Origin of the sequence: Enterobacter sp. CP102 (assembly GCF_025152625.1) — a bacterium.
GTDB lineage: Bacteria > Pseudomonadota > Gammaproteobacteria > Enterobacterales > Enterobacteriaceae > Enterobacter > Enterobacter soli.
Window position 1 is genome coordinate 2,819,153 of record NZ_CP104014.1, and the last position, 21,339, is coordinate 2,840,491.

Annotated in this window: 21 protein-coding genes; 8 read left to right on the forward strand and 13 right to left on the reverse strand. The window is 54.4% G+C overall.

Features of this window, described 5'->3' with window-relative positions; all coding sequences use genetic code 11:
• Positions 1 to 39 precede the first annotated feature (39 nt).
• The 6 genes from ruvB to aspS all read right to left on the reverse strand — a co-directional run bounded on the left by ruvB (position 40) and on the right by aspS (position 5,291).
• Positions 40 to 1,050 (reverse strand): Holliday junction branch migration DNA helicase RuvB, encoded by a 1,011-nt coding sequence (ruvB, locus tag N1249_RS13365; protein WP_257273356.1) that lies wholly within the window; start codon positions 1,048 to 1,050, stop codon positions 40 to 42.
• Between the two features lie 8 nt (positions 1,051 to 1,058).
• The gene (ruvA, locus tag N1249_RS13370; RefSeq protein ID WP_014070691.1) at positions 1,059 to 1,670 is read right to left on the reverse strand and encodes a Holliday junction branch migration protein RuvA; all 612 of its coding nucleotides are present in this window, start codon (positions 1,668 to 1,670) and stop codon (positions 1,059 to 1,061) included.
• A 79-nt stretch (positions 1,671 to 1,749) separates the two neighbouring features.
• Positions 1,750 to 2,271, reverse strand: coding sequence for a crossover junction endodeoxyribonuclease RuvC (gene ruvC, locus N1249_RS13375; protein ID WP_182061500.1), 522 nt, complete (start codon positions 2,269 to 2,271; stop codon positions 1,750 to 1,752).
• A 34-nt stretch (positions 2,272 to 2,305) separates the two neighbouring features.
• A complete protein-coding gene (locus N1249_RS13380) occupies positions 2,306 to 3,046 on the reverse strand; it encodes a YebC/PmpR family DNA-binding transcriptional regulator (RefSeq protein ID WP_040075122.1) in 741 nt (246 codons plus the stop codon).
• A 27-nt stretch (positions 3,047 to 3,073) separates the two neighbouring features.
• Positions 3,074 to 3,517 (reverse strand): dihydroneopterin triphosphate diphosphatase, encoded by a 444-nt coding sequence (nudB, locus tag N1249_RS13385; protein WP_257273358.1) that lies wholly within the window; start codon positions 3,515 to 3,517, stop codon positions 3,074 to 3,076.
• A 1-nt stretch (position 3,518) separates the two neighbouring features.
• Positions 3,519 to 5,291, reverse strand: coding sequence for an aspartate--tRNA ligase (gene aspS, locus N1249_RS13390; RefSeq protein WP_259829981.1), 1,773 nt, complete (start codon positions 5,289 to 5,291; stop codon positions 3,519 to 3,521).
• A 266-nt stretch (positions 5,292 to 5,557) separates the two neighbouring features.
• Between aspS and N1249_RS13395 the strand changes: the two genes are divergently transcribed.
• From N1249_RS13395 to cmoB, 5 genes are read left to right on the forward strand one after another with little or no spacing between them, the layout of a single operon-like run.
• The gene (locus tag N1249_RS13395) at positions 5,558 to 6,124 is read left to right on the forward strand and encodes a hydrolase (protein WP_257273360.1); all 567 of its coding nucleotides are present in this window, start codon (positions 5,558 to 5,560) and stop codon (positions 6,122 to 6,124) included.
• Positions 6,121 to 6,939 (forward strand): DUF72 domain-containing protein, encoded by an 819-nt coding sequence (locus tag N1249_RS13400; RefSeq protein ID WP_259829987.1) that lies wholly within the window; start codon positions 6,121 to 6,123, stop codon positions 6,937 to 6,939. The genes N1249_RS13395 and N1249_RS13400 overlap by 4 nt, the downstream gene beginning before the upstream one ends.
• A gap of 51 nt (positions 6,940 to 6,990) precedes the next feature.
• The gene (locus N1249_RS13405) at positions 6,991 to 7,386 is read left to right on the forward strand and encodes an MAPEG family protein (RefSeq protein ID WP_182061505.1); all 396 of its coding nucleotides are present in this window, start codon (positions 6,991 to 6,993) and stop codon (positions 7,384 to 7,386) included.
• Between the two features lie 40 nt (positions 7,387 to 7,426).
• On the forward strand, positions 7,427 to 8,170 hold the full coding sequence (gene cmoA, locus N1249_RS13410; RefSeq protein ID WP_014070699.1) for a carboxy-S-adenosyl-L-methionine synthase CmoA: 744 nt from the start codon (positions 7,427 to 7,429) through the stop codon (positions 8,168 to 8,170).
• Entirely contained in the window at positions 8,167 to 9,138 is a 972-nt protein-coding gene (gene cmoB / locus N1249_RS13415) for a tRNA 5-methoxyuridine(34)/uridine 5-oxyacetic acid(34) synthase CmoB (RefSeq protein ID WP_014070700.1), read from the forward strand. Before cmoA ends, cmoB begins: the two co-directional genes overlap by 4 nt.
• A gap of 262 nt (positions 9,139 to 9,400) precedes the next feature.
• Here cmoB and cutC read toward each other — a convergent pair whose 3' ends face one another.
• Together cutC and N1249_RS13425 are read right to left on the reverse strand one after the other, a co-directional pair.
• A complete protein-coding gene (cutC, locus tag N1249_RS13420) occupies positions 9,401 to 10,144 on the reverse strand; it encodes a copper homeostasis protein CutC (protein ID WP_259829991.1) in 744 nt (247 codons plus the stop codon).
• A gap of 85 nt (positions 10,145 to 10,229) precedes the next feature.
• A complete protein-coding gene (locus N1249_RS13425) occupies positions 10,230 to 10,790 on the reverse strand; it encodes a VOC family protein (protein ID WP_259829993.1) in 561 nt (186 codons plus the stop codon).
• A gap of 238 nt (positions 10,791 to 11,028) precedes the next feature.
• Between N1249_RS13425 and argS the strand changes: the two genes are divergently transcribed.
• Positions 11,029 to 12,762 (forward strand): arginine--tRNA ligase, encoded by a 1,734-nt coding sequence (gene argS / locus N1249_RS13430; RefSeq protein WP_257273381.1) that lies wholly within the window; start codon positions 11,029 to 11,031, stop codon positions 12,760 to 12,762.
• Positions 12,763 to 12,839: 77 nt separating this feature from the next.
• Here argS and N1249_RS13435 read toward each other — a convergent pair whose 3' ends face one another.
• From N1249_RS13435 to flhB, 5 genes are all read right to left on the reverse strand, one after another.
• Positions 12,840 to 13,979 carry a glycoside hydrolase family 105 protein gene (locus N1249_RS13435; protein ID WP_259829995.1) on the reverse strand — a complete coding sequence of 380 codons (1,140 nt, stop codon included), beginning with the start codon at positions 13,977 to 13,979 and terminating at the stop codon, positions 12,840 to 12,842.
• A gap of 4 nt (positions 13,980 to 13,983) precedes the next feature.
• Entirely contained in the window at positions 13,984 to 15,567 is a 1,584-nt protein-coding gene (locus N1249_RS13440; protein ID WP_259829997.1) for an MFS transporter, read from the reverse strand.
• Positions 15,568 to 15,827: 260 nt separating this feature from the next.
• Complete coding sequence (locus N1249_RS13445) at positions 15,828 to 16,223, reverse strand: flagellar protein FlhE (protein ID WP_257273582.1); 396 nt, start codon at positions 16,221 to 16,223, stop codon at positions 15,828 to 15,830.
• On the reverse strand, positions 16,220 to 18,298 hold the full coding sequence (gene flhA, locus N1249_RS13450; protein ID WP_014070707.1) for a flagellar biosynthesis protein FlhA: 2,079 nt from the start codon (positions 18,296 to 18,298) through the stop codon (positions 16,220 to 16,222). The genes N1249_RS13445 and flhA overlap by 4 nt, the downstream gene beginning before the upstream one ends.
• Positions 18,291 to 19,439: a flagellar biosynthesis protein FlhB gene (gene flhB / locus N1249_RS13455; RefSeq protein ID WP_257273384.1), complete on the reverse strand. Its 1,149-nt coding sequence runs from the start codon at positions 19,437 to 19,439 to the stop codon at positions 18,291 to 18,293. The genes flhA and flhB overlap by 8 nt, the downstream gene beginning before the upstream one ends.
• 495 nt (positions 19,440 to 19,934) lie before the next feature.
• On the opposite strand from flhB, the gene N1249_RS13460 reads away from it, so the two are divergent.
• Positions 19,935 to 20,510, forward strand: a complete 576-nt coding sequence (locus tag N1249_RS13460; protein ID WP_257273385.1) for a fimbrial protein — start codon at positions 19,935 to 19,937, stop codon at positions 20,508 to 20,510.
• A gap of 130 nt (positions 20,511 to 20,640) precedes the next feature.
• Entirely contained in the window at positions 20,641 to 21,333 is a 693-nt protein-coding gene (locus N1249_RS13465; RefSeq protein ID WP_259830000.1) for a molecular chaperone, read from the forward strand.
• Positions 21,334 to 21,339: the final 6 nt, after the last annotated feature.

Here is a 21,339-nt window from a genome sequence, read left to right on the forward strand (position 1 = left end):
AATTGTAGGCCCGGTAAGCGAAGCGCCACCCGGCATTATTTACGGCATTGCCGGTGGCGTAATTCCGAAATGATTCCACGCCCGCACCGTCGCCATACGGCCACGTGGGGTGCGCTGTAAAAAGCCCTGCTGGATAAGATACGGCTCCAGCACATCTTCGATGGTTTCGCGCTCTTCCCCAATCGCTGCCGCCAGGTTATCCAGCCCCACCGGCCCGCCAAAGAATTTATCCAGCACCGCCAGCAGCAGTTTACGGTCCATATAGTCAAAACCTTCGGCATCCACGTTCAGCATGTCCAGCGCCTGTGCGGCAATGTCTGCCGAAATGCTGCCATCATGCTTCACCTCAGCGAAGTCACGCACACGGCGCAGCAGGCGGTTGGCGATACGCGGCGTGCCGCGAGAGCGTTTTGCCACTTCAAATGCCCCTTCCTCGCTCATCTCCAGCCCCATGTAACGTGCGCTGCGGCTGACAATATGCTGGAGATCAGGCACCTGATAAAACTCAAGACGCTGCACAATGCCGAAGCGGTCACGCAGTGGTGATGTTAACGAACCGGCGCGGGTCGTGGCGCCAATCAGCGTAAACGGAGGCAGGTCGATTTTGATGGAGCGCGCAGCCGGGCCTTCACCAATCATGATATCCAGCTGATAATCTTCCATCGCCGGATAGAGCACCTCTTCCACTACCGGGGAAAGACGGTGGATCTCATCAATGAACAGGACATCATGCGGTTCAAGGTTGGTCAGCATCGCCGCCAGATCGCCAGCTTTCTCCAGCACCGGGCCGGATGTGGTGCGCAGGTTTACGCCCATTTCATTGGCAACAATGTTTGCCAGCGTGGTTTTACCTAACCCCGGCGGGCCAAAAATCAGCAGATGATCGAGCGCATCGCCGCGCAGTTTTGCCGCCTGGATGAAGATCTCCATCTGAGAGCGAACCTGCGGCTGGCCAATGTACTCATCAAGCAGCTTCGGGCGGATTGCGCGATCCACCACATCATCTGCCTGAATAGTGCCTGCCGATACCAGGCGGTCTGCTTCAATCATCCTTTACCTCACAATGCAGCGCGCAGCGCTTCACGAATCAGGGTTTCACTGCTGGCATCCGGTTTGGCGATTTTGCTCACCATACGGCTGGCCTCCTGAGGTTTATAGCCCAGTGCTACCAGAGCAGCAACCGCTTCCTGCTCGGCATCATCAGCCGTTGGCGCGCCCGGTGATGTCAGCACCAGGTCTGCCGCTGGGGTAAACAGATCGCCGTGCAGGCCTTTAAAGCGGTCTTTCATTTCCACAATCAGGCGCTCTGCGGTCTTCTTGCCGATGCCAGGCAGTTTAATCAGGGCGACCGGATCTTCGCGCTCTACGGCATTCACAAACTGCTGTGCTGACATGCCGGATAAAATCGCCAGCGCCAGTTTCGGCCCGACGCCGTTGGTTTTGATTAGCTCGCGGAACAGGGTGCGTTCCTGCTTGTTATTGAAACCGTAGAGCAGCTGCGCATCTTCGCGCACAACGAACTGGGTGAAGACAATGGCTTCTTTGCCCGCGTCAGGGAGTTCATAGAAACAGGTCATTGGCATATGGACTTCATAGCCTACGCCTCCCGCTTCAAGCAGCACTAACGGGGGTTGTTTTTCAATGATGATGCCTCTGAGTCTGCCTATCACGTGACGCTCCTGCGTTCTGGAAGAGTTAACTGCGGGTATAATAAAAAAAGGCTGGATAAACATCCAGCCTCATTTGTCATTATCGTAACCTGCCTCGCGCCAGATTGAGCCGTGAATCACTCATCTGCATCGCATTCTGGCTGACATGACAGTGGGTTATGGCGATTGCCAGCGCATCGGCGGCATCAGCCTGTGGGTTAGCGGGGAGCTTCAGCAGCGTGCGCACCATGTGCTGCACCTGACTTTTCTCCGCGCCACCATTTCCTACCACCGTCTGCTTAACCTGTCTTGCCGCGTATTCGAACACCGGAAGATCCTGGTTTACGGCCGCAACAATCGCCACGCCGCGCGCCTGGCCAAGCTTCAGCGCCGAATCGGCGTTTTTCGCCATAAAAACCTGCTCGATAGCGAAATAGTCTGGCTGAAACTGGGTGATAATCTCGGACACGCCTGCGTAGATCAACTTAAGACGTGACGGCAGATCGTCCACTTTGGTGCGAATACAGCCACTGCCCAGGTAGGTTAACTGGCGTCCAACCTGACGGATGACGCCATAACCGGTGACGCGTGAGCCGGGGTCAATCCCGAGGATAATCGACATCACGCGCCTCCTGTAAACGGTTTAAACGCTCTCATCAGAGAGTCGCTGCAACCTCATCAGAGATTTCACCGTTGTGGTACACTTCCTGCACATCGTCGCAGTCTTCGAGCATGTCGATCAGGCGCAGCAGTTTAGGCGCAGTTTCTGCATCCATGTCCGCTTTGGTTGACGGGATCATAGACACTTCAGCGTTGTCTGCTTTCAGGCCAGCCGCTTCCAGCGCATCACGCACCGCACCCATCTCTTCCCACGCGGTGTACACGTCGATAGCACCGTCATCAAAGGTCACAACGTCTTCAGCACCGGCTTCCAGCGCCGCTTCCATGATCACATCTTCGTCGCCTTTCTCGAAAGAAATCACGCCTTTTTTGCTGAACAGGTAAGCCACGGAGCCATCAGTACCCAGGTTGCCACCGGTTTTGGTGAACGCGTGGCGCACTTCGGCAACGGTACGGTTACGGTTGTCAGACAGACATTCAACCATGACCGCAGTACCGCCAGGGCCGTAACCTTCATAAATGATGGTTTCCATGTTCGCGTCTTCATCGCCGCCCACGCCACGAGCGATTGCACGGTTCAGGGTATCACGCGTCATGTTGTTAGACAGTGCTTTATCAATCGCCGCACGCAGACGTGGGTTAGAACCCGCATCGCCGCCGCCCAGACGCGCTGCTGTTACCAGCTCACGAATGATTTTGGTAAAGATCTTACCGCGTTTGGCATCCTGTGCCGCTTTGCGGTGTTTGGTGTTGGCCCACTTACTATGACCTGCCATAAAAAGTTCTCCAAAAATCGCGCCTTCTCAGGCAGCGTTAATTACAAATTCTTCAATCGCCTGCCGGTTGCTCCACGACTTGGTCAGTGCGGCGGCATCCACCGCATCCACCCAGCGGTAGTTCAGATGTTCAGTGAACACGATCTCCCGTTCATGGGGAAGCGCGAGACAGAACCACGATTCCGTATTGCGCTCGATATCCGGAGCATAGCGATGACGTAAATGGCTAAAAATTTCAAACTCCACCGTGCGCTGACAGTCCTTCAGGGTCAGTTGCTCGCAAGCAACATCAATCGCGACCTCTTCCTTTACTTCGCGCGCGGCGGCCTGCGGCGCAGTTTCACCCTCTTCCAGGCTGCCGGTAACCGACTGCCAGAAATCAGGATCGTCACGCCGCTGCAACATCAGCACCCGCTTCGTGTCCTGGGCATAAATGACAACTAAGACAGAAACGGGGAGCTTATATGTCATATCAGTTTTTCTCTTCCTTTTTCACCACGTCGATGCCCAGCTCAGCCAGTGAGGCCGGGTTGGCAAAGCTTGGTGCTTCCGTCATCAGACACGCCGCGGCGGTCGTTTTCGGGAAGGCGATAACATCACGGATGTTGTCGGTACCGGTCAGCAGCATGGTCAGACGGTCAAGGCCGAATGCCAGACCCGCGTGCGGAGGCGTACCGTATTTCAGGGCATCCAGCAGGAAGCCGAACTTCTCGCGTTGCTCCTGCTCGTTAATACCCAGGATACCGAACACGGTCTGCTGCATTTCACCGCTGTGAATACGTACGGAACCGCCGCCCACTTCGTAGCCGTTGATTACCATGTCGTAGGCGTTCGCCACAGCATCTTCCGGTGCTGCTTTCAGCTCTGCCGCGCTCATGTCTTTTGGCGAGGTGAACGGGTGGTGCATTGCTGTCAGGCCGCCTTCACCGTCGTCTTCAAACATCGGGAAGTCGATAACCCACAGCGGCGCCCATTTGGTTTCGTCGGTCAGGTTCAGGTCTTTGCCCAGCTTCAGACGCAGCGCGCCCATCGCATCGGCAACCACTTTTTTGTTGTCTGCACCGAAGAAGATCATGTCGCCGTCCTGCGCGCCAGTGCGCTCAAGGATAGCTTCCACGATCTCTGCGTTCAGGAATTTAGCGACCGGGCTGGTAATGCCTTCCAGACCTTTTGCACGCTCGGTAACCTTAATATAGGCCAGACCTTTCGCGCCGTAGATCTTGATGAAGTTGCCGTAGTCGTCAATCTGCTTACGGCTCAGGCTTGCACCACCTGGTACACGCAGGGCAGCAACGCGGCCTTTCGGATCGTTAGCCGGGCCGGAGAACACCGCGAACTCAACGGCTTTCACCAGGTCTGCCACGTCCACCAGCTCCATCGGGTTACGCAGGTCTGGTTTATCAGAACCGTAGCGACGCTCGGCTTCGGCGAAGGTCATGATTGGGAAATCGCCCAGCTCAACGCCTTTCACGTCGTTCCACAGGCCACGCACCAGCGCTTCCATCACTTCACGCACCTGTTCGGCGGTCATGAAGGAGGTTTCAACGTCGATCTGGGTAAATTCTGGCTGACGGTCAGCACGCAGGTCTTCGTCACGGAAGCACTTAACAATCTGGTAGTAACGGTCGAAGCCGGACATCATCAGCAGCTGTTTGAACAGCTGTGGTGACTGCGGCAGCGCGTAGAATTTGCCTTTATGCACGCGGGACGGGACCAGGTAATCGCGCGCGCCTTCCGGCGTGGCTTTGGTCAGCATCGGGGTTTCAATATCGAGGAAACCGTGGTCGTCCATAAAGCGGCGCACCAGGCTTGTGATCTTCGCGCGCGTTTTCAGGCGCTGAGCCATTTCCGGGCGACGCAGATCAAGATAGCGGTACTTCAGACGCGCTTCTTCGGTGTTGACGTGGTTAGAGTCCAGCGGCAGCGCTTCTGCACGGTTGATGATAACCAGGTCAGACGCCAGCACTTCGATTGCGCCGGTCGCCATGTCTGCGTTGATATTTTTCTCGTCACGCGCACGAACGGTGCCAGTGACCTGAATGCAGAACTCATTACGCAGCTCAGAAGCCAGTTTCAACGCCTCGGCGCGATCTGGATCGAAGAACACCTGAACGATACCTTCGCGGTCGCGCATATCGATGAAGATAAGGCTACCAAGATCACGACGACGGTTGACCCAACCACACAGGGTAACCTGCTGCCCGACGTGGGACTGACGCAGCTGCCCGCAATATTCTGTACGCATGAGATATCCCTTAATTAGCCGCAGGCTGTTTGTCGCCTTTAAATCAGGCTACGTTGTCGCAGCTTTAACTGTATGTCACAACTGGATGAAAAAAGGCGGCTATTATACTGGAAATTCCGCCCGACGATAAGAGAGAAGCGCGGCCTGAGGCACGTTTGCTGCACTCTTATTGCGCATTCTCACAAAAATTAACAAAATTATCCGCCCGGTAACAGGCAGGAACATCGTAAGGTGTAGCCGAAGCGATTAATTTGACTGGAGTTACTATGTTTACACTCGATGCCACCAAAACCGCCCTTGTGGTGATTGATTTACAGGAAGGGATCCTGCCATTTGCCGGAGGCCCGCACACCGCTGACGACGTGGTCAGCCGTGCCGCCCGTCTGGCGGAAAAATGCCGCGCCACTGGCGCGCCTGTTGTCATGGTGCGTGTCGGCTGGTCTGCGGATTTCGCCGAAGCGTTAAAACAGCCTGTCGATGCCCAGGCCGCAGGACATGCGCTGCCGGAAAACTGGTGGACATATCCGGTATCCCTTGGCAAACGCGACAGCGATATCGAAGTCACTAAACGCCAGTGGGGCGCATTCTATGGCACCGACCTGGAGTTGCAACTGCGTCGCCGCGGAATCGACACCATTATCCTGTGCGGGATCTCCACCAACATTGGCGTGGAATCAACGGCCCGCAACGCCTGGGAGCTGGGTTTTAATCTGGTCATCGTGGAGGATGCGTGCAGCGCAGGCTCTGCAGAACAACATCAGGGAAGCATGACCAACATCTTCCCGCGTATCGGTCGTGTGCGCAGCACCGATGAGGTGTTAAGCGCCCTATGATGTATGTGGGCCTGCCCCAGTGGTCGCACCCGAAATGGGTGCGCCTTGGGATAACCAGCCTCGAAGAGTATGCCCGCCACTTTAACTGCGTGGAGGGCAATACCACTCTGTATGCCCTTCCCAGAGCAGAGATTGTCGAACGCTGGCGAGAGCAAACCCGCGATGATTTCCGCTTCTGCTTTAAGTTTCCGGCAACCATCAGCCATACCGCGGCATTGCGTAACTGTGGTGATTTAACCGCTGAATTTTTTGACCGAATGTCGCCACTGGCAAATCGTATCGGCCAGTACTGGCTCCAGCTTCCTGCGACATTTGGCCCGCGCGACATGCCTGCCCTGTGGCAGTTTCTCGATGCCCTGCCCCGGGAGTTTACCTACGGCGTTGAAGTGCGCCATCCCGATTTTTTTGCCAAAGGCGAGGCTGAAAAAGCACTCAATCGCGGCCTGCATGAACGCACGGTTAACCGCGTGATCCTCGACAGCCGCCCGGTGCATAGCGCCATTGCGCATAACGACGCCATTATTGACGCGCAGCGTAAGAAACCGAAAGTGCCCGTCCATGCCGTAGTAACGGCCAGCAACCCGATGGTGCGGTTTATCGGCAGCGATAACATGCAGCAAAATCAGGACATGTTCGCCGTCTGGCTGCAAACCCTGCCGAAATGGGAACAGACCACCACGCCGTTCCTGTTTTTGCATACGCCTGATATCGCCCAGGCTCCTGAACTGGTCGATGCACTCTGGCAGGCCTTGCAGAATGCGGTTCCGTCCGTAGGCGACGCGCCCTCTATCCCACAACAATCTTCTCTTTTCTGATATCACCCCCTATCATGTAGACGTGCCATCTGCCAAAAACAGGGAGTTTGTATGGTCAGCGCGCTCTATGCGGTGTTAGGTGCATTATTGCTGATTAAATTTTCGTTTGATGTTGTGCGCCTCAGAATGCAGTACCGCGTGTCCTATGGCGACGGTGGTTTTTCCGAGCTGCAAAGCGCGATCCGTGTCCACGGTAATGCGGTTGAGTACATCCCCGTTGCGCTGATATTGCTGCTGTTTATGGAGATGAACGGCGCGGAAACCTGGATGGTCCACATCTGTGGCTTGCTTCTGATTGCAGGCCGGTTAATGCATTATTACGGCTTTCACCACCGCTTGTTCCGCTGGCGTCGTTCCGGTATGAGCGCAACCTGGTGTTCGCTTTTGCTGATGGTGCTGGCTAACCTTTGGTATATGCCGTGGGAGTTGGTTTTCTCCTTCCATTAGCGCACAATACGCCACTTTATTTTTCCCGGATTTTTACGTTATGTCTGATCGCGACACGCTTTTTTCCGCGCCTATCGCCAGTCTGGGCGACTGGACCTTTGATGAACGGGTAGCCGAAGTCTTCCCTGACATGATCCAGCGCTCTGTACCTGGTTACTCCAATATTGTCTCCATGATCGGGATGCTAGCTGAACGTTTTGTTCAACCCGGCACGCAGGTTTATGATCTGGGGTGTTCGCTTGGCGCATCAACGCTGTCGGTTCGTCGTAACGTTCGTCAGGAAGGCTGTAAAATCATCGCCGTTGATAATTCTCCGGCCATGGTCGAACGCTGCCGTCGCCATATTGACGCGTATAAGGCCCCAACACCGGTTGAAGTTGTGGAAGGTGATATCCGCGATATCGACATTCAGAACGCCTCAATGGTGGTTCTGAATTTCACCCTTCAGTTCCTGGTGCCGGAAGACCGCCAGCTGCTGCTGGACAAGATTTATAAGGGCCTGAACCCGGGCGGTGCGCTGGTGTTATCCGAGAAATTCAGTTTTGAGGATGCCGATGTGGGCGAGCTGCTGTTTAACATGCACCACGACTTTAAACGGGCGAACGGCTATAGCGAGCTGGAGATCAGCCAGAAGCGCAGTATGCTTGAAAACGTCATGCTGACGGATTCCGTTGAAACCCACAAAGCGCGTCTGCGTAAGGCCGGGTTTGAGCACAGCGAACTCTGGTTCCAGTGCTTCAACTTTGGCTCTCTGGTGGCGCTGAAAGCCGGGGATGCGGCATGATCGAGTTCGGTAATTTCTATCAGTTGATCGCCAAAAATCACCTTTCCCACTGGCTGGAAACACTGCCTGCGCAAATCGCCACCTGGCAGCGCGATCAGCAGCATGGTCTGTTAAAGCAGTGGTCGAATGCAGTGGAGTTTTTGCCGGAACTGACGCCTCATCGTCTTGATTTGCTGCACAGCGTAACGGCCGAAAGCGCAGAACCACTCTCCGCTGGCCAGACGAACCGTATCGAAACGCTGATGCGTAACCTGATGCCGTGGCGCAAAGGACCGTTTTCGCTTTACGGCGTGAACATCAACACGGAATGGCGTTCAGACTGGAAATGGGATCGCGTTCTGCCGCATCTGTCTGACCTCAGCGGGCGCACCATTCTGGATGTGGGCTGTGGCAGTGGTTACCACATGTGGCGCATGATTGGCGCAGGCGCGCATCTGGCGGTCGGCATCGATCCTATGCAGCTGTTCCTGTGTCAGTTTGAAGCCGTGCGTAAATTACTCGGCAATGACCAGCGTGCGCATCTGCTGCCGCTGGGTATTGAGCAATTACCGGCGCTGAAAGCCTTTGATACCGTGTTTTCCATGGGCGTGCTTTATCACCGCCGTTCCCCGCTTGAGCATCTGTGGCAGCTGAAAGATCAGCTGGTCAGCGGGGGTGAGCTGGTGCTGGAAACGCTGGTTATCGAAGGTGATGAGAATGCCGTTCTGGTGCCTGGCGACCGCTACGCGCAGATGCGCAACGTCTACTTTATTCCTTCCGCACTGGCGCTGAAAAACTGGCTTGAGAAGTGCGGTTTTGTGGATGTACGTATTGCCGATGTGAGCGTGACCTCAATTGAGGAGCAGCGCCGTACAGACTGGATGATTACCGAATCGCTGGAGCAGTTCCTCGACCCGGCAGATCACAGTAAAACCATTGAAGGCTATCCGGCACCGATGCGTGCGGTGTTGATTGCGACAAAGCCGTAGTCTTTTAGCCGGGTGGCGGCTACGCCTTACCCGGCCTACTCATAGATGGTTTTCTCCAAAATAGTTCAAGTTGCAGCAAGGCGGCAACGTAGCGAATCCCCTGGAGCTTACATCAGTAAGTGACCGGGGGGAGCGAGGCGGCCAACGCAGCTGCGGCTTGAAATATGAAGGAGAAAAAAAGGCCCCTGTGTAATTGGCAGGGGCCTGGTACAAGCAAGCATCATATTGGGCGACATGATGCGCGGTAAAAAGCGGTACGTTGCTACACGTGATGACGTTCAATCATCGATTTCATTACCGCAACCGACTCTCCATCTACACCGTAGCGTGAATACTCATCCGCTTCAGCATCCGTCGACATTGACAACCCTGTATTGCGATAACGCATAGGTGAAGGCATCCACTTGCCTGCTGAGCTATGAAGCTCTTCTACCCCTGCGTTTAAAAACAGATTCAGATTGCTGGCGCGAACTCCTGCGCCTGCCATTATTTTTAGAACACCGGAATGTGCTTTTAGTTCCCTAATTAATTGCAGTCCTTTTTCTGCGGACGACTGCTGACCCGATGTCAGGATACGCGCAACACCCAGTTCGGCAAGATTATCAAAGGCTTGCACCGGGTTCTTGCACATATCAAATGCACGATGAAAAGTGACTGCCAGCCCTTTCGCCGCATCCATAACCTGACGCATTCGCGGCATATCGACATTGCTGTCTTCATCAAGCAGGCCGATAACCAGGCCCGGGAATCCCAGGTCGCGAACGAGGGCGATATCTTCCAGCATGGCACTGAACTCACCCGCCGTATAACAAAAATCACCGCCGCGCGGACGAATGATCGGGTGAACCGGAATGGAAACCGCCTGACGGGCAGACTTCAGCATCCCGTAAGAGGGTGTTAAGCCCCCTTCTTTGGGCGCCGCGCACAATTCAATGCGATCGGCCCCCTGTTGTTGTGCGGTCACGGCACACTCCACGCTGTAACAACAAATCTCCAGCAGCGCCATTCAATCCTCCTTAAAGATCCACGAAACACACCATCATGACACGCCTGCCGCTGTGGGTCCTGGCGTGAGCTCACAAGTCTTACACTCAGGCTTCGCTGGCAACAATCTGTTCAATCGTCCACGGATGAAACTTCACGGTAACCTGCCCGTCGGTCACGGCAAGCGTCGGGTTTGGCAAACGCTCGAGCTCCCCTTTTGGTGAACTGGTTTTCACGAAGATACCCGGCTTGCTTAACCCTTCGTCAGACAACAGGGCCAGCGCGCGCGCGTTCAGGGTTTCAGGCTCGCCAGGCAGCACAATTTCGATGTGTTCCCAGCCTTCATGCGGATAGCGTTTTTCACCCGGCCACGGCAGCTCAACCACGCTGAATTGCCAGTGGGCAACGCAAACCGGTTCGTGCAGCTTAAACAGGCAAATTGGGCGTCCGTTGATGATGTTTTCGGACAGCAGCTCCCCACACTGCTCAAACCCACGACGCCAGCGCTCGGCGGTGGCATTCTGGTGGCAGCGCAGTGAAATGTGATCGGCCTCAAGCGGCGCAATATCCAGACCAAGACGGGTGGCAAGTTCTGTGAACGCCTGGGTGAAACGCGGGAGATCTGCTGAAATATCATGCAGTTCGTCAATAGATTGCCAGTTCGCCATAAAATCGTCTCTCAATATGTCGCAAAGCCGCTAATTTACTCTGTTGGCTCGTTTCTACCAACCGCAGCGTTGTGGTTTTTACGACTGCATGATTATGCACACTGCCTTAGCCTGGATTCTGCACAATCAAAGGCCCCCGCAATGCTGACGCCAGAAGGCATTTGCAGTATACTCCCGCCCTAAATTCTTAAACTGGCGCGGATGTGTTGTGTCCGCATCAAAAATGTAAGGTATCCAGGTGAATATTCAGGCTCTTCTCTCAGAAAAAGTCAGTCAGGCACTGATTGCCGCAGGCGCACCTGCGGATTGCGAACCGCAGGTTCGTCAGTCAGCAAAAGTACAGTTTGGCGACTATCAGGCTAATGGCGTGATGGCAGTGGCTAAAAAACTGGGAATGCCGCCGCGACAACTCGCTGAGCAGGTGCTGACTCATCTGGATCTCGCCGGTATTGCCAGCAAAACGGAAATCGCCGGCCCGGGCTTTATCAATATCTTCCTTGACCCGGCATTCCTGGCAAGCAACGTTGACGCGGCGCTGAAGTCCGATCGTCTGGGCGTAACCCAGCCAGAAGCACAGACCATCGTGATTGACTACTCTGCGCCAAACGTGGCGAAAGAGATGCACGTCGGTCACCTGCGCTCCACCATTATTGGTGATGCGTCCGTACGCACGCTGGAGTTCCTCGGCCACAACGTTATTCGTGCGAACCACGTGGGTGACTGGGGTACACAGTTCGGGATGCTGATTGCTTACCTGGAAAAACAGCAGCAGGAAAATGCAGGCGAAATGGCGCTGGCGGACCTGGAAGGCTTCTACCGCGAAGCGAAAAAGCACTACGACGAAGATGAAGTCTTCGCCGAGCGTGCCCGTAGCTACGTGGTGAAATTACAGGGCGGCGACGCGTACTTCCTCGAGATGTGGCGCAAACTGGTAGACATTACCATGTCCCAGAACCAGTTAACCTATAACCGCCTGAACGTGACCCTGACCCGTGACGATGTGATGGGTGAAAGCCTGTACAACCCAATGCTGCCAGGTATTGTGGCTGACCTTAAAGCGAAAGGTCTGGCGGTAGAGAGCGAAGGCGCAACGGTGGTGTTCCTTGATGAGTACAAAAACAAGGAAGGCGAACCGATGGGCGTGATCATCCAGAAAAAGGATGGCGGCTATCTGTACACCACCACCGATATTGCCTGCGCGAAATACCGTTACGAAACCCTTCATGCCGATCGCGTGCTGTACTACATCGATTCCCGTCAGCACCAGCACCTGATGCAGGCGTGGACGATTGTGCGCAAAGCGGGCTACGTGCCTGATTCTGTTCCGCTGGAACACCACATGTTCGGGATGATGCTCGGCAAAGACGGAAAACCGTTCAAAACCCGCGCTGGCGGCACGGTAAAACTGGCTGACCTGCTGGATGAAGCGCTGGAACGCGCCCGTCGTCTGGTGGCAGAGAAGAACCCGGATATGCCAGCCGATGAACTGGAAAAACTGGCTAACGCGGTCGGTATTGGTGCAGTAAAATACGCGGATCTGTCCAAGAACCGTACCACTGACTACGTTTTCGACTGGGATAACATGCTGGCGTTCGAAGGCAACACTGCGCCGTACATGCAGTATGCCTACACCCGTGTGTTGTCTGTGTTCCGTAAAGCGAATATCGACGAAAGCGTACTGGCAAATGTCGCAGTTCAGATCAGCGAAGATCGTGAAGCCCAGCTGGCCGCCCGCCTGCTGCAATTCGAAGAGACGCTGTCCGTCGTTGCACGCGATGGCACCCCGCACGTGATGTGTGCATATCTGTACGACCTGGCGGGTCTGTTCTCTGGCTTCTACGAACATTGCCCAATCCTGTCGGCAGAAAACGAAGCGGTGCGCAACAGCCGCCTGAAGCTGGCGCAGTTGACGGCGAAGACCCTGAAACTGGGTCTGGATACCCTGGGTATCGAAACCGTAGAACGTATGTAAAAAAGAAACCCGGCAATCGCCGGGTTTGTTGTTTTGTAGCCCCGGTAAGTGCAGCACCACCGGGGATCTCCACAAGATCAGAAGTACTTCCGCAGATACTCCGTCAGACACAAAATGGCCATCGCCTGACCATAAGGCATCGACGTCAGCGGGATCTGGCGATAAAACTCCAGGTTGCTGCCCATCCCCGTACCGAATGACGTTTGCAGTAACTCCCCTTCCGGCGAAATATTTTTCACGATGCCGCGAATCGCTTTATCGGCGACCTCTGCATACTCCGCCCCGACATAACGCTTACGCACGGCTTTCAGGATCCCGTAGGCAAACCCAGCGGTTGCTGAAGCCTCCAGATAGGAGTCAGGATCGTCAAGCAGCGTGTGCCACAGGCCGCTGTTGTCCTGACATTTTGCCAGGGCCGCAATCTGCGCGTTCAGAACCTGGACCAGGTAACGCCGCACGGCGTTGTTTTCCGGCAGATCCACAAGCTCGAGGAAATCCGGGATGACAATGGTCAGCCAGCTGTTGCCGCGCGCCCAGCGGGCCCTGGCAAAGTTATGGTTGCCTTCGTAGTTCCAGCCGTGGAACCACAGCCCGGTTTCCCTGTCCATCAGGTTCTGCACGTGCAGCAGGAACTGATACACCGCTTCTTCAACGTATTCCGGTTTGTTCAGCAACTTGCCGATTTTCGCCAGCGGCAGAACCGTCATCATCAGCGTGTCATCCCACATCTGCTGATGATTCTCTTCGGCCAGAGTGATGTGCTGCATCCCGCCGTGATCGGTGCGCGGCATCTCGTTCATCGCCCATTCTGCCCAGCTTTCCAGCCACGGTAGCCAGGCCGGGTTTTCCGTCTCTTCGTAGCGATAAGCCAGGGTCAGAAACGGTGACATCGTGTTGACATTTTTAGTGGTCGCCCCTTCCGCGAAGCGATCGGTAAACCAGCTGTCGATAATGTCTCGCATCGCGACGTCACCGGTCTGGCAGTAATACTGCCAGATGCCGTATAAGCCGACGCCATGCGTCCACTCCCATCCCGCCCAGCCTTTGGTGTCGATCACGCGCCCGTCGTCCAGTCGCAGCAAAAATTCGCCCGTTTTATCGTGAATGTTCACCAGATTATGCGTCACCTTCTGAATCAGTGATTTCAGCTCATCCCTGGCGATAAAACGCTCTGGCTGACGCAGTAACGGACTCTGTTTGACAGGCCACACTTTCATAATCTTAACCTCTGTTGTATGTCGAATTCAGTACCGCGCGATCCTTCAGAGAAGGTGCCGCGGGTTTATTACGATTCAGGTAACCGATGTTGTTATTGCCCCACAGTGACTCGTACGGCATCCCGGCGAGCATCTCCACCGTCTCACGGGCTTGCGGGGTTGCTGTTTCAGGCATCGCCCGGCCAGACTCACGCATTTTGGCGGTCTCTTCACGTAGCGTGCTGTGGGTCTGCAAATTGAGTTTGAAACGCAAGGACACCAGGAAGCCGCAGAACAGCACCAGGACGGTGCCCACGCTCAGGATCATCAGGATGGTGTGGCTCACCTCAGCAGGCTGAACCTTCTGGCCACTGACAAAGCCGGACATCTGCATCACGATACCGACCAGCATTACCGCCCCCGCCTGAGAGGCTTTACGGGTCAGAGTCATGATGCCGGCAAAGATCCCTTCGCGGCGCTGGCCGGTGATCACTTCGTCCACGTCAGCAATATAGGTGTAGGTATTCCACGGCACGTAGTTGATACCGCCACGGCCCAGACCCGCTACCGCGGAAACCAGCAACAGCAGCGAGTAAATGTCACTCAGACCGGCGTAATACAGCACGGCGTATGAAACAGACGCCAGACCGAACAGTACCACCACCATGCGGTAGGACGGCGCAGGCCCGAAGCGGATACACAGCGGGATCATGGCGATGACCGCAATGAACTGGAAGCTCGCCATCGTGCCGAGCAGGGTCGACGCCGTTGACGCTTCCTGCATCAGGACAAACACCACGTAGTAGGTGAACACGGCATTGAACACGTCCTGGGCGATGTAACCCCCCAGGTACATGCCCAGATGCTGACGGAAGATTTTAATGCGCAGCGTAGAGCTTAACTCCACAAACAGGCGGTTAAGGCTCTGCCCCAGAGACAGCTTTTTCTTCTCTTCTTCGGCACGCAGCGCCGCTTCGGTCCATTCTTCACGCGGGCGTTCCCAGGTAAAGCACCAGACGAAGATCAGCATCACCGCACAGAGCACAGAGAAGACCAGGCTTGCATAGAAGAAGGACACCGCGTTGTCTTTACCGAAGTGGGTCAGTAATACGCCCGGCAGGAATGAAGCCAGAATGGCCGACATCTGCGCCATTGAGATACGCGCGCCAGAGAATTTGGTTTTCTGTTTGAAGTCATCGGTCATCTCCGGTACCAGCGTTTCGTATGGCACCAGAATCATGGTGTAGACGACATCGAACACCAGATAGGTCAGTAGGTAGTACCAGAAGTTCATGTCCCCTACCCACATCAGTGAATAGCTGAACACGCAAGGAATACCGAGCAGGATAAAGAACTTACGCCGCCCGAAGCGTTTGCCAAACCAGGTCGTACCAAAGTTATCGGTTAAAAAACCCATTAGCGGGCTGACCACAGCATCCAGTACCCTTGCGGCGGCAAAGATAAAGGTTGCCTCGATAGGCGAGAGTCCACAGAAGGTCGTATAAAAATATAAAAGCCAGGCGGAGGTCAGCGCAGTCGTCCCTGCGCCAAGGAAATCGCCCGAGCCATAAGCAAGGTAATTTGCGAGTCCAATTTTACGTGTTTTCATTGCCGTCAACCCTAATCAGTGTTGGGAGACTCCCTGTAAACAACCTCATCCGGGAGTTTTTACACGGCTACAGTAAAAGTATCGCTGGGGTGATACCTTTCTGTTTCTGCCACCCTAAACAAGGGGATGGCAAAAATGCAAAGAGTGTCGCTACGCGTGTCACTGATTTATAAAACAGCGTTTCTTTTGCATCAAAAGCAGGTGTCATTTTTGCGAGCCAGCCACCAGAATCACCTGATGGCGGGCGTTAAGGCGGGTAGTTAGCGGTAGTTGACGATGACAGAGTTGCTCTGAACTTTCAGCGCCGGGATCAAACGCCCGCCGCCAGGAACTTCCCAGATAAAGCGGAGTGGCTCAAGAGCCGATACGCCGTTAAACGCCTGAGTTGTGCCGTTTTCTCCGTCGATTTCCGCACAGCGGGTCTGCGTACACAGGCGTACACGCAACCCTGCGGGCGTTGGGCCAATCAGCTTATAATTCCAGGCCACCAGCGTCATCAGGCCGGTGGCCGGTTCAGAAGGTGATAGCGGGCGTGAAGACATCGACTCACCGCGATGATTGAGCGTAATCCCCATGCTGCTGGCCTGCCATGTCCCCTCACCTGCGGCCTGCGCAGCCAGCGGGAAGAACAGTATCCAAAGCCACTTACGCATTATTTACCTCCAATGGTTGCCGTCATGCGGATATGGCGGTTATCCGACAGCTCCATGTTCGACAGCACCACCAGCTGCGTCAGGCTACGGCGCAGGAAGCGGGACAACAGCGGACGCAACGCGTGGTTCACCAGCAGAACCGGTGGCGCACCCAGCATCTCCTGACGCGCCAGCGCTTCCTGAGTTTGTGCCAGCAGTCGGTCTGCAAGACCCGGTTCCAGGCCACCACCGCCCTGTAAGGCCTGAAGCAGCAAGCGCTCCAGCGGAGTATCAAGGCCAATAACCTGTACTTCGCCTGTTCCCGGGAACCACTGTTGGGTAATCGCACGTCCCAGCGCCACGCGAACCACTGCCGTCAGCTCATGCGGATCGCTTTGCAGCGGCGCATGTTCCGCCAGGGTTTCCAGAATGGTCCGCATATCACGGATTGGCACTTTCTCATCGAGCAGGTTTTGCAGCACTTTGTGCAGCGTGGTTAACGTCACTACCCCCGGTACAAGATCTTCGGTCAGTTTCGGCATCTCTTGCGTGACGCGATCCAGAAGCTGCTGCGCTTCCTGGCGGCCAAACAGCTCCGCCGAGAATTGGCCGATCAGATGGTTAAGATGGGTTGCCACGACGGTACTGGCTTCCACCACGGTATAGCCCTGGATCTGCGCCTGCTCTTTCAGGGCACTCTCGATCCAGATAGCGGCCAGACCAAAGGCCGGATCGATGGTTTGCTCGCCCGGCAGAGTCCCGGCAGCCGTACCCGGGTTGATAGCCAGCCAGCGTCCCGGATAAGCATCACCGCTGCCAATTTCCACCCCTTTCATCAGAATGCGGTAGCGCGCCGGCGGTAAATCCATGTTGTCGCGGATATGGACAACCGGAGGCAAAAAGCCCATCTCCTGTGCGAATTTCTTACGGATACTGCGAATACGCCCAAGCAGCTCACCATCCTGCTGGAAATCCACCATCGGGATCAGGCGATATCCCACTTCCATCCCCAGTGAATCCTCCAGCTGGACATCGTTCCAGGTGGCTTCGACCGCCTGCGTATTCTCCTGTACTTTAACAGGAGCAGGCTCGGCCGCGGGTTTGGCTTCACGCCCGCGCATCCACCAGGCAAGGCCTAGCAGAGCGCCGGTAAACAGCAGGAACACCAGGTTTGGCATCCCCGGAACCAGACCGAGCAGCCCCAGTACCGCCGCAGCCAGCAGCATCACGCGCGGGTTGCTGAACAGCTGGCCAACCATCTGCTCGCCAACGTCCTGGTCTGTGCTGACGCGGGTAACGATAACACCCGCAGCGGTAGAGATAACCAGCGCCGGGATCTGTGCAACCAGGCCGTCACCGATGGTCAGCAGCGTATAGCTTTCCGCCGCGTGGCCCATGTCCATGCCGTGTTGCAGTACACCGACCAGCAGGCCGCCCACCACGTTGATCACCATAATCAGGATGCCCGCGATGGCATCCCCGCGCACAAACTTACTCGCACCGTCCATTGAGCCGTAGAAGTCGGCTTCCTGGGTCACTTCCGCACGGCGCTTTTTGGCTTCGTCTTCGGCAATAAGACCCGCATTAAGGTCGGCATCGATCGCCATCTGCTTACCTGGCATCCCGTCAAGCACGAAGCGCGCGCCAACTTCCGCAATACGCCCTGCACCTTTGGTGATTACCATAAAGTTGATGATAACGAGGATCACGAACACCACGATACCGATGGCAAAGTTACCGCCCACCAGGAAGTGACCGAAGGCTTCAACCACTTTACCCGCCGCCGCCGCACCGGTGTGCCCTTCCATCAGGATGATACGCGTGGAGGCCACGTTCAGCGCCAGACGCAGCAAGGTGGTAAACAGCAGAATGGTCGGGAACGCTGCAAACTCCAGTGTCCGCTGGGTAAACATCGCCACCAGCAGCACCATGATGGACAGTGCAATGTTGAATGTGAAAAGCAGATCGAGGATGAATGCCGGGAGCGGCAGTACCATCATCGACAAAATCAGCAGGATGAGAATCGGCCCGGCCAGAATCTGCCATTGCGTCGATTTCATGTTGCTCGGCAGGCGCAACATTGCCACCAGATTAGCCATCAGTGTCCTTCTCGTTCATAAAATCCAGCGCTTCTGGCACTGGAAGGTTTTCAGGTTTCACAGGTCGTTGACCACCTGCTAAACGCCAACGTTTCAATTGCCATACCCAGGCCAGCACTTCCGCCACTGCGGCGTAAAGCTGCCCCGGGATTTGTTGTCCGATTTCCGCATGGCGGTATAAAGCACGCGCCAGCGGTGGAGCCTCAAGAATGGGAACGCGATTCTCCGTGCCGATCTCACGAATACGCAGCGCAATCAGCCCGGCCCCTTTCGCCACCACTTTTGGTGCGCTCATTTTGTTTTCGTCATACTGCAACGCCACCGAGTAGTGCGTCGGGTTGGTGACAATGACATCGGCTTTTGGCACGTCTTCCATCATGCGACGGCGGGCAGCAGCACGCTGCATCTGGCGAATACGCCCCTTCACATGCGGGTCACCTTCCATCTGCTTGTATTCATCACGAATATCCTGACGTGACATGCGCAGTTTCTTGAAGTGGCTGTACAGCTGGAAGATAACGTCGAATCCCACCATCGGGATAATGCTCAGCACCACCAGCAGAGCACACAGCCCGACCAGATTCATGGCGTTACTCATGGCGGTGAGTGGCGATTCGCTGATAAGGCGCATCATTTCCGGCCAGTTGTGCAAAAGATAAAAACCCGCCGCGCTGCCCATCAGCGTGGATTTCAGAATGGCTTTCACCAGCTCTGCGCCGGTCTGGGCGGAAAACAGACGCGCGATGCCCGGCAGCGGATTAAGTTTGGAAAATTTAGGTTGCAGCGATTTGGCGCTGAACACCAGGCCGCCCAGCATAACAGGCGAGACGATAGCCACCAGTACCACGCCGGTTATCAGCGGCAGCAAGGCAATCATCGCATCTTTGATAAGCAGGATAATCTGGCTGAGGATAAGGTTCGGATCGTTGACCATGCTGTGATCAAAACGTAATCCGGTAGAAAGCATTCCGGCCAGTCTTCGGGCGAGCGACTCCCCACCCAGCCAGATAATACAAACACCCACCACTAAAATAAGCAGGGATGTCAGTTCTCTGGAACGGGGGATCTGCCCTTCCTCACGCGCTTTTTCAAGTCGGTGGGGTGTGGGGGCTTCCGTTTTGTCGTCGTTTTCTTCTGCCACTGTACGTGCTCGCAGCCCATTGAGTCACGGGTATCATGCCAGAGGTCAGGGCAATCAATGGCCGGAAAAGGGTCTATAACTCATCGTTTTTACCTGGTTTACTCTTCACAACGCTTTTTCAACACTACTTCATTTTTCAGAAAAGTGCCTGGATGTATTATTCGTTAACAATATTTGTTAAACCCTTACGTGTCTAAATACTTATTACTACAACTCATAAACAATAAGTTTACGGCAGCAACCATAATACGCAGAAATATCCATCGCAATGCAGAATTACATTTTTGTGATTTATATAATCAAATGCAAAGATCAATTCGATCAATAAAATCAAAAGATTCACCAAAGAAATAACTTGTTTATTAAGGCCATTTTATCCCCACCGTTCTTTTCAGCCCAAAATAAGGGTGTATACTCCCCGCAGAATCAGCACCACTATTACTAACCCCTTAATACTCAACGAGTAGATGCATTATTTATTAAAGGACACTATTTATGAAACGTACCAAAACTATGGTAGCCAGTTTTATTCTTAGCCTCGTTTCTGTTAGCGCTATGGCTGCGGAAATGAATGCAGGGACAATTCACTTTACCGGGCAAATTATTGAACCAAGCTGCACGATTGATGGTGATAACGGCACAGACAGTACTGTGCCTTTGGGTACGTATCCGAACTCAATATTTACTGAGGTGGGTAAAGAAAGCGAATTGATCCCTTTTAGTATCACGCTCTCAGACTGCCCGGTTAAAAGTGATGGGCTGCCATCAGTACAGCTAACGTTTAACGGGAGCACTGCTGTCACAGGTTCAACAACCTTGCTGGACGTCAGTAAAATCACCACCGAAGGCGACACCGCCGCGACAGGTATTGGCATTGCCGTGAGCCCGGAAGATGATAATACAGACTATATTGCCTTCGATGGCAGCGAAGATCAGGTGCATATTACACTACCCACGACGAAAGAAGATCAGGTTCATGCTGATTTCAATGCGCGGTATAAATCTTTTGCATCTGATGTCACACCAGGCGCGGCAGATGCCGACATGACAATTAACATTATTTACCATTAACAGGTTGTATCGGGCATTTATCCGTTCAATTTTTAACTAAAAAAATACACCCTCAGAATACTAAATAGAATAGTCCGAATAAGCCCGGATTATTCTATTTTATTTTAAAATCACGAACAGCAGGCTGACCATGCGTAAATTGTCGCAAGCATTTATCTATCTATCACTCATGATACCTACATTGAGCCATGCAGCAGGTGTCCAGATTGGCCGCACGCGTATTATTTACAATGCCGAAAAAAAAGAGATAGCCCTTCCGCTCGTCAACAAAGATAACGCACTTCCCTGGCTCATCCAGTCCTGGACGGACACTGGCGACGAGACAACGCGTGGCCCCTTTATTGTCACCCCCCCGCTTTTTCGCCTGGATGCACAAAAAGAGCAAAGTCTTCGCATCGCCTGGAATGGCGCCTCACTCCCTGAAGACCGCGAATCGTTGTTTTATATGAACATCCGCACCATTCCTGCAACCGCAAAAGAGGACAGCGATAAAAACATGCTGCGCCTTATTTATAAGACGCGCCTGAAGCTGTTCTGGCGTCCTTCAGGGCTTAAAGGGACACCCGGTGATACCTGTAAAAACCTCCATTTCCGCCAGGTTAAGAGTGACCTGATTGTCATTAACGATGGGGCATTTTACAGCGTTTTTGACAGCCTACAGTTCGGGAATATCCCACTACCGAAGGCCGATATGGTTGCGCCATTTTCTCACGTCTCGGTCCCTCTTCCGGCGAAGGCCTCAGGCGCTCAGGTTAGCTGGCGTTGTATTACGGATTACGGGAATGCATCGGAAAAATACACATCCACAATGATTCAGGGATAAATCAAC

Bases quoted from the DNA above. Each gene is read 5' to 3' on its own strand.
- cmoA (WP_014070699.1), top strand. From the start codon at position 7,427: ATGTCTGATCGCGACACGCTTTTTTCCGCGCCTATCGCCAGTCTGGGC.
- aspS (WP_259829981.1), bottom strand. From the start codon at position 5,291: ATGCGTACAGAATATTGCGGGCAGCTGCGTCAGTCCCACGTCGGGCAG.
- N1249_RS13425 (WP_259829993.1), bottom strand. From the start codon at position 10,790: ATGGCGAACTGGCAATCTATTGACGAACTGCATGATATTTCAGCAGAT.
- ruvC (WP_182061500.1), bottom strand. From the start codon at position 2,271: ATGTCGATTATCCTCGGGATTGACCCCGGCTCACGCGTCACCGGTTAT.
- cmoB (WP_014070700.1), top strand. From the start codon at position 8,167: ATGATCGAGTTCGGTAATTTCTATCAGTTGATCGCCAAAAATCACCTT.
- nudB (WP_257273358.1), bottom strand. From the start codon at position 3,517: ATGACATATAAGCTCCCCGTTTCTGTCTTAGTTGTCATTTATGCCCAG.
- N1249_RS13380 (WP_040075122.1), bottom strand. From the start codon at position 3,046: ATGGCAGGTCATAGTAAGTGGGCCAACACCAAACACCGCAAAGCGGCA.
- N1249_RS13435 (WP_259829995.1), bottom strand. From the start codon at position 13,979: ATGAAAGTGTGGCCTGTCAAACAGAGTCCGTTACTGCGTCAGCCAGAG.
- N1249_RS13460 (WP_257273385.1), top strand. From the start codon at position 19,935: ATGAAACGTACCAAAACTATGGTAGCCAGTTTTATTCTTAGCCTCGTT.
- N1249_RS13395 (WP_257273360.1), top strand. From the start codon at position 5,558: ATGTTTACACTCGATGCCACCAAAACCGCCCTTGTGGTGATTGATTTA.
- ruvB (WP_257273356.1), bottom strand. From the start codon at position 1,050: ATGATTGAAGCAGACCGCCTGGTATCGGCAGGCACTATTCAGGCAGAT.
- cutC (WP_259829991.1), bottom strand. From the start codon at position 10,144: ATGGCGCTGCTGGAGATTTGTTGTTACAGCGTGGAGTGTGCCGTGACC.
- N1249_RS13405 (WP_182061505.1), top strand. From the start codon at position 6,991: ATGGTCAGCGCGCTCTATGCGGTGTTAGGTGCATTATTGCTGATTAAA.
- N1249_RS13440 (WP_259829997.1), bottom strand. From the start codon at position 15,567: ATGAAAACACGTAAAATTGGACTCGCAAATTACCTTGCTTATGGCTCG.
- N1249_RS13465 (WP_259830000.1), top strand. From the start codon at position 20,641: ATGCGTAAATTGTCGCAAGCATTTATCTATCTATCACTCATGATACCT.
- N1249_RS13400 (WP_259829987.1), top strand. From the start codon at position 6,121: ATGATGTATGTGGGCCTGCCCCAGTGGTCGCACCCGAAATGGGTGCGC.
- flhA (WP_014070707.1), bottom strand. From the start codon at position 18,298: ATGGCTAATCTGGTGGCAATGTTGCGCCTGCCGAGCAACATGAAATCG.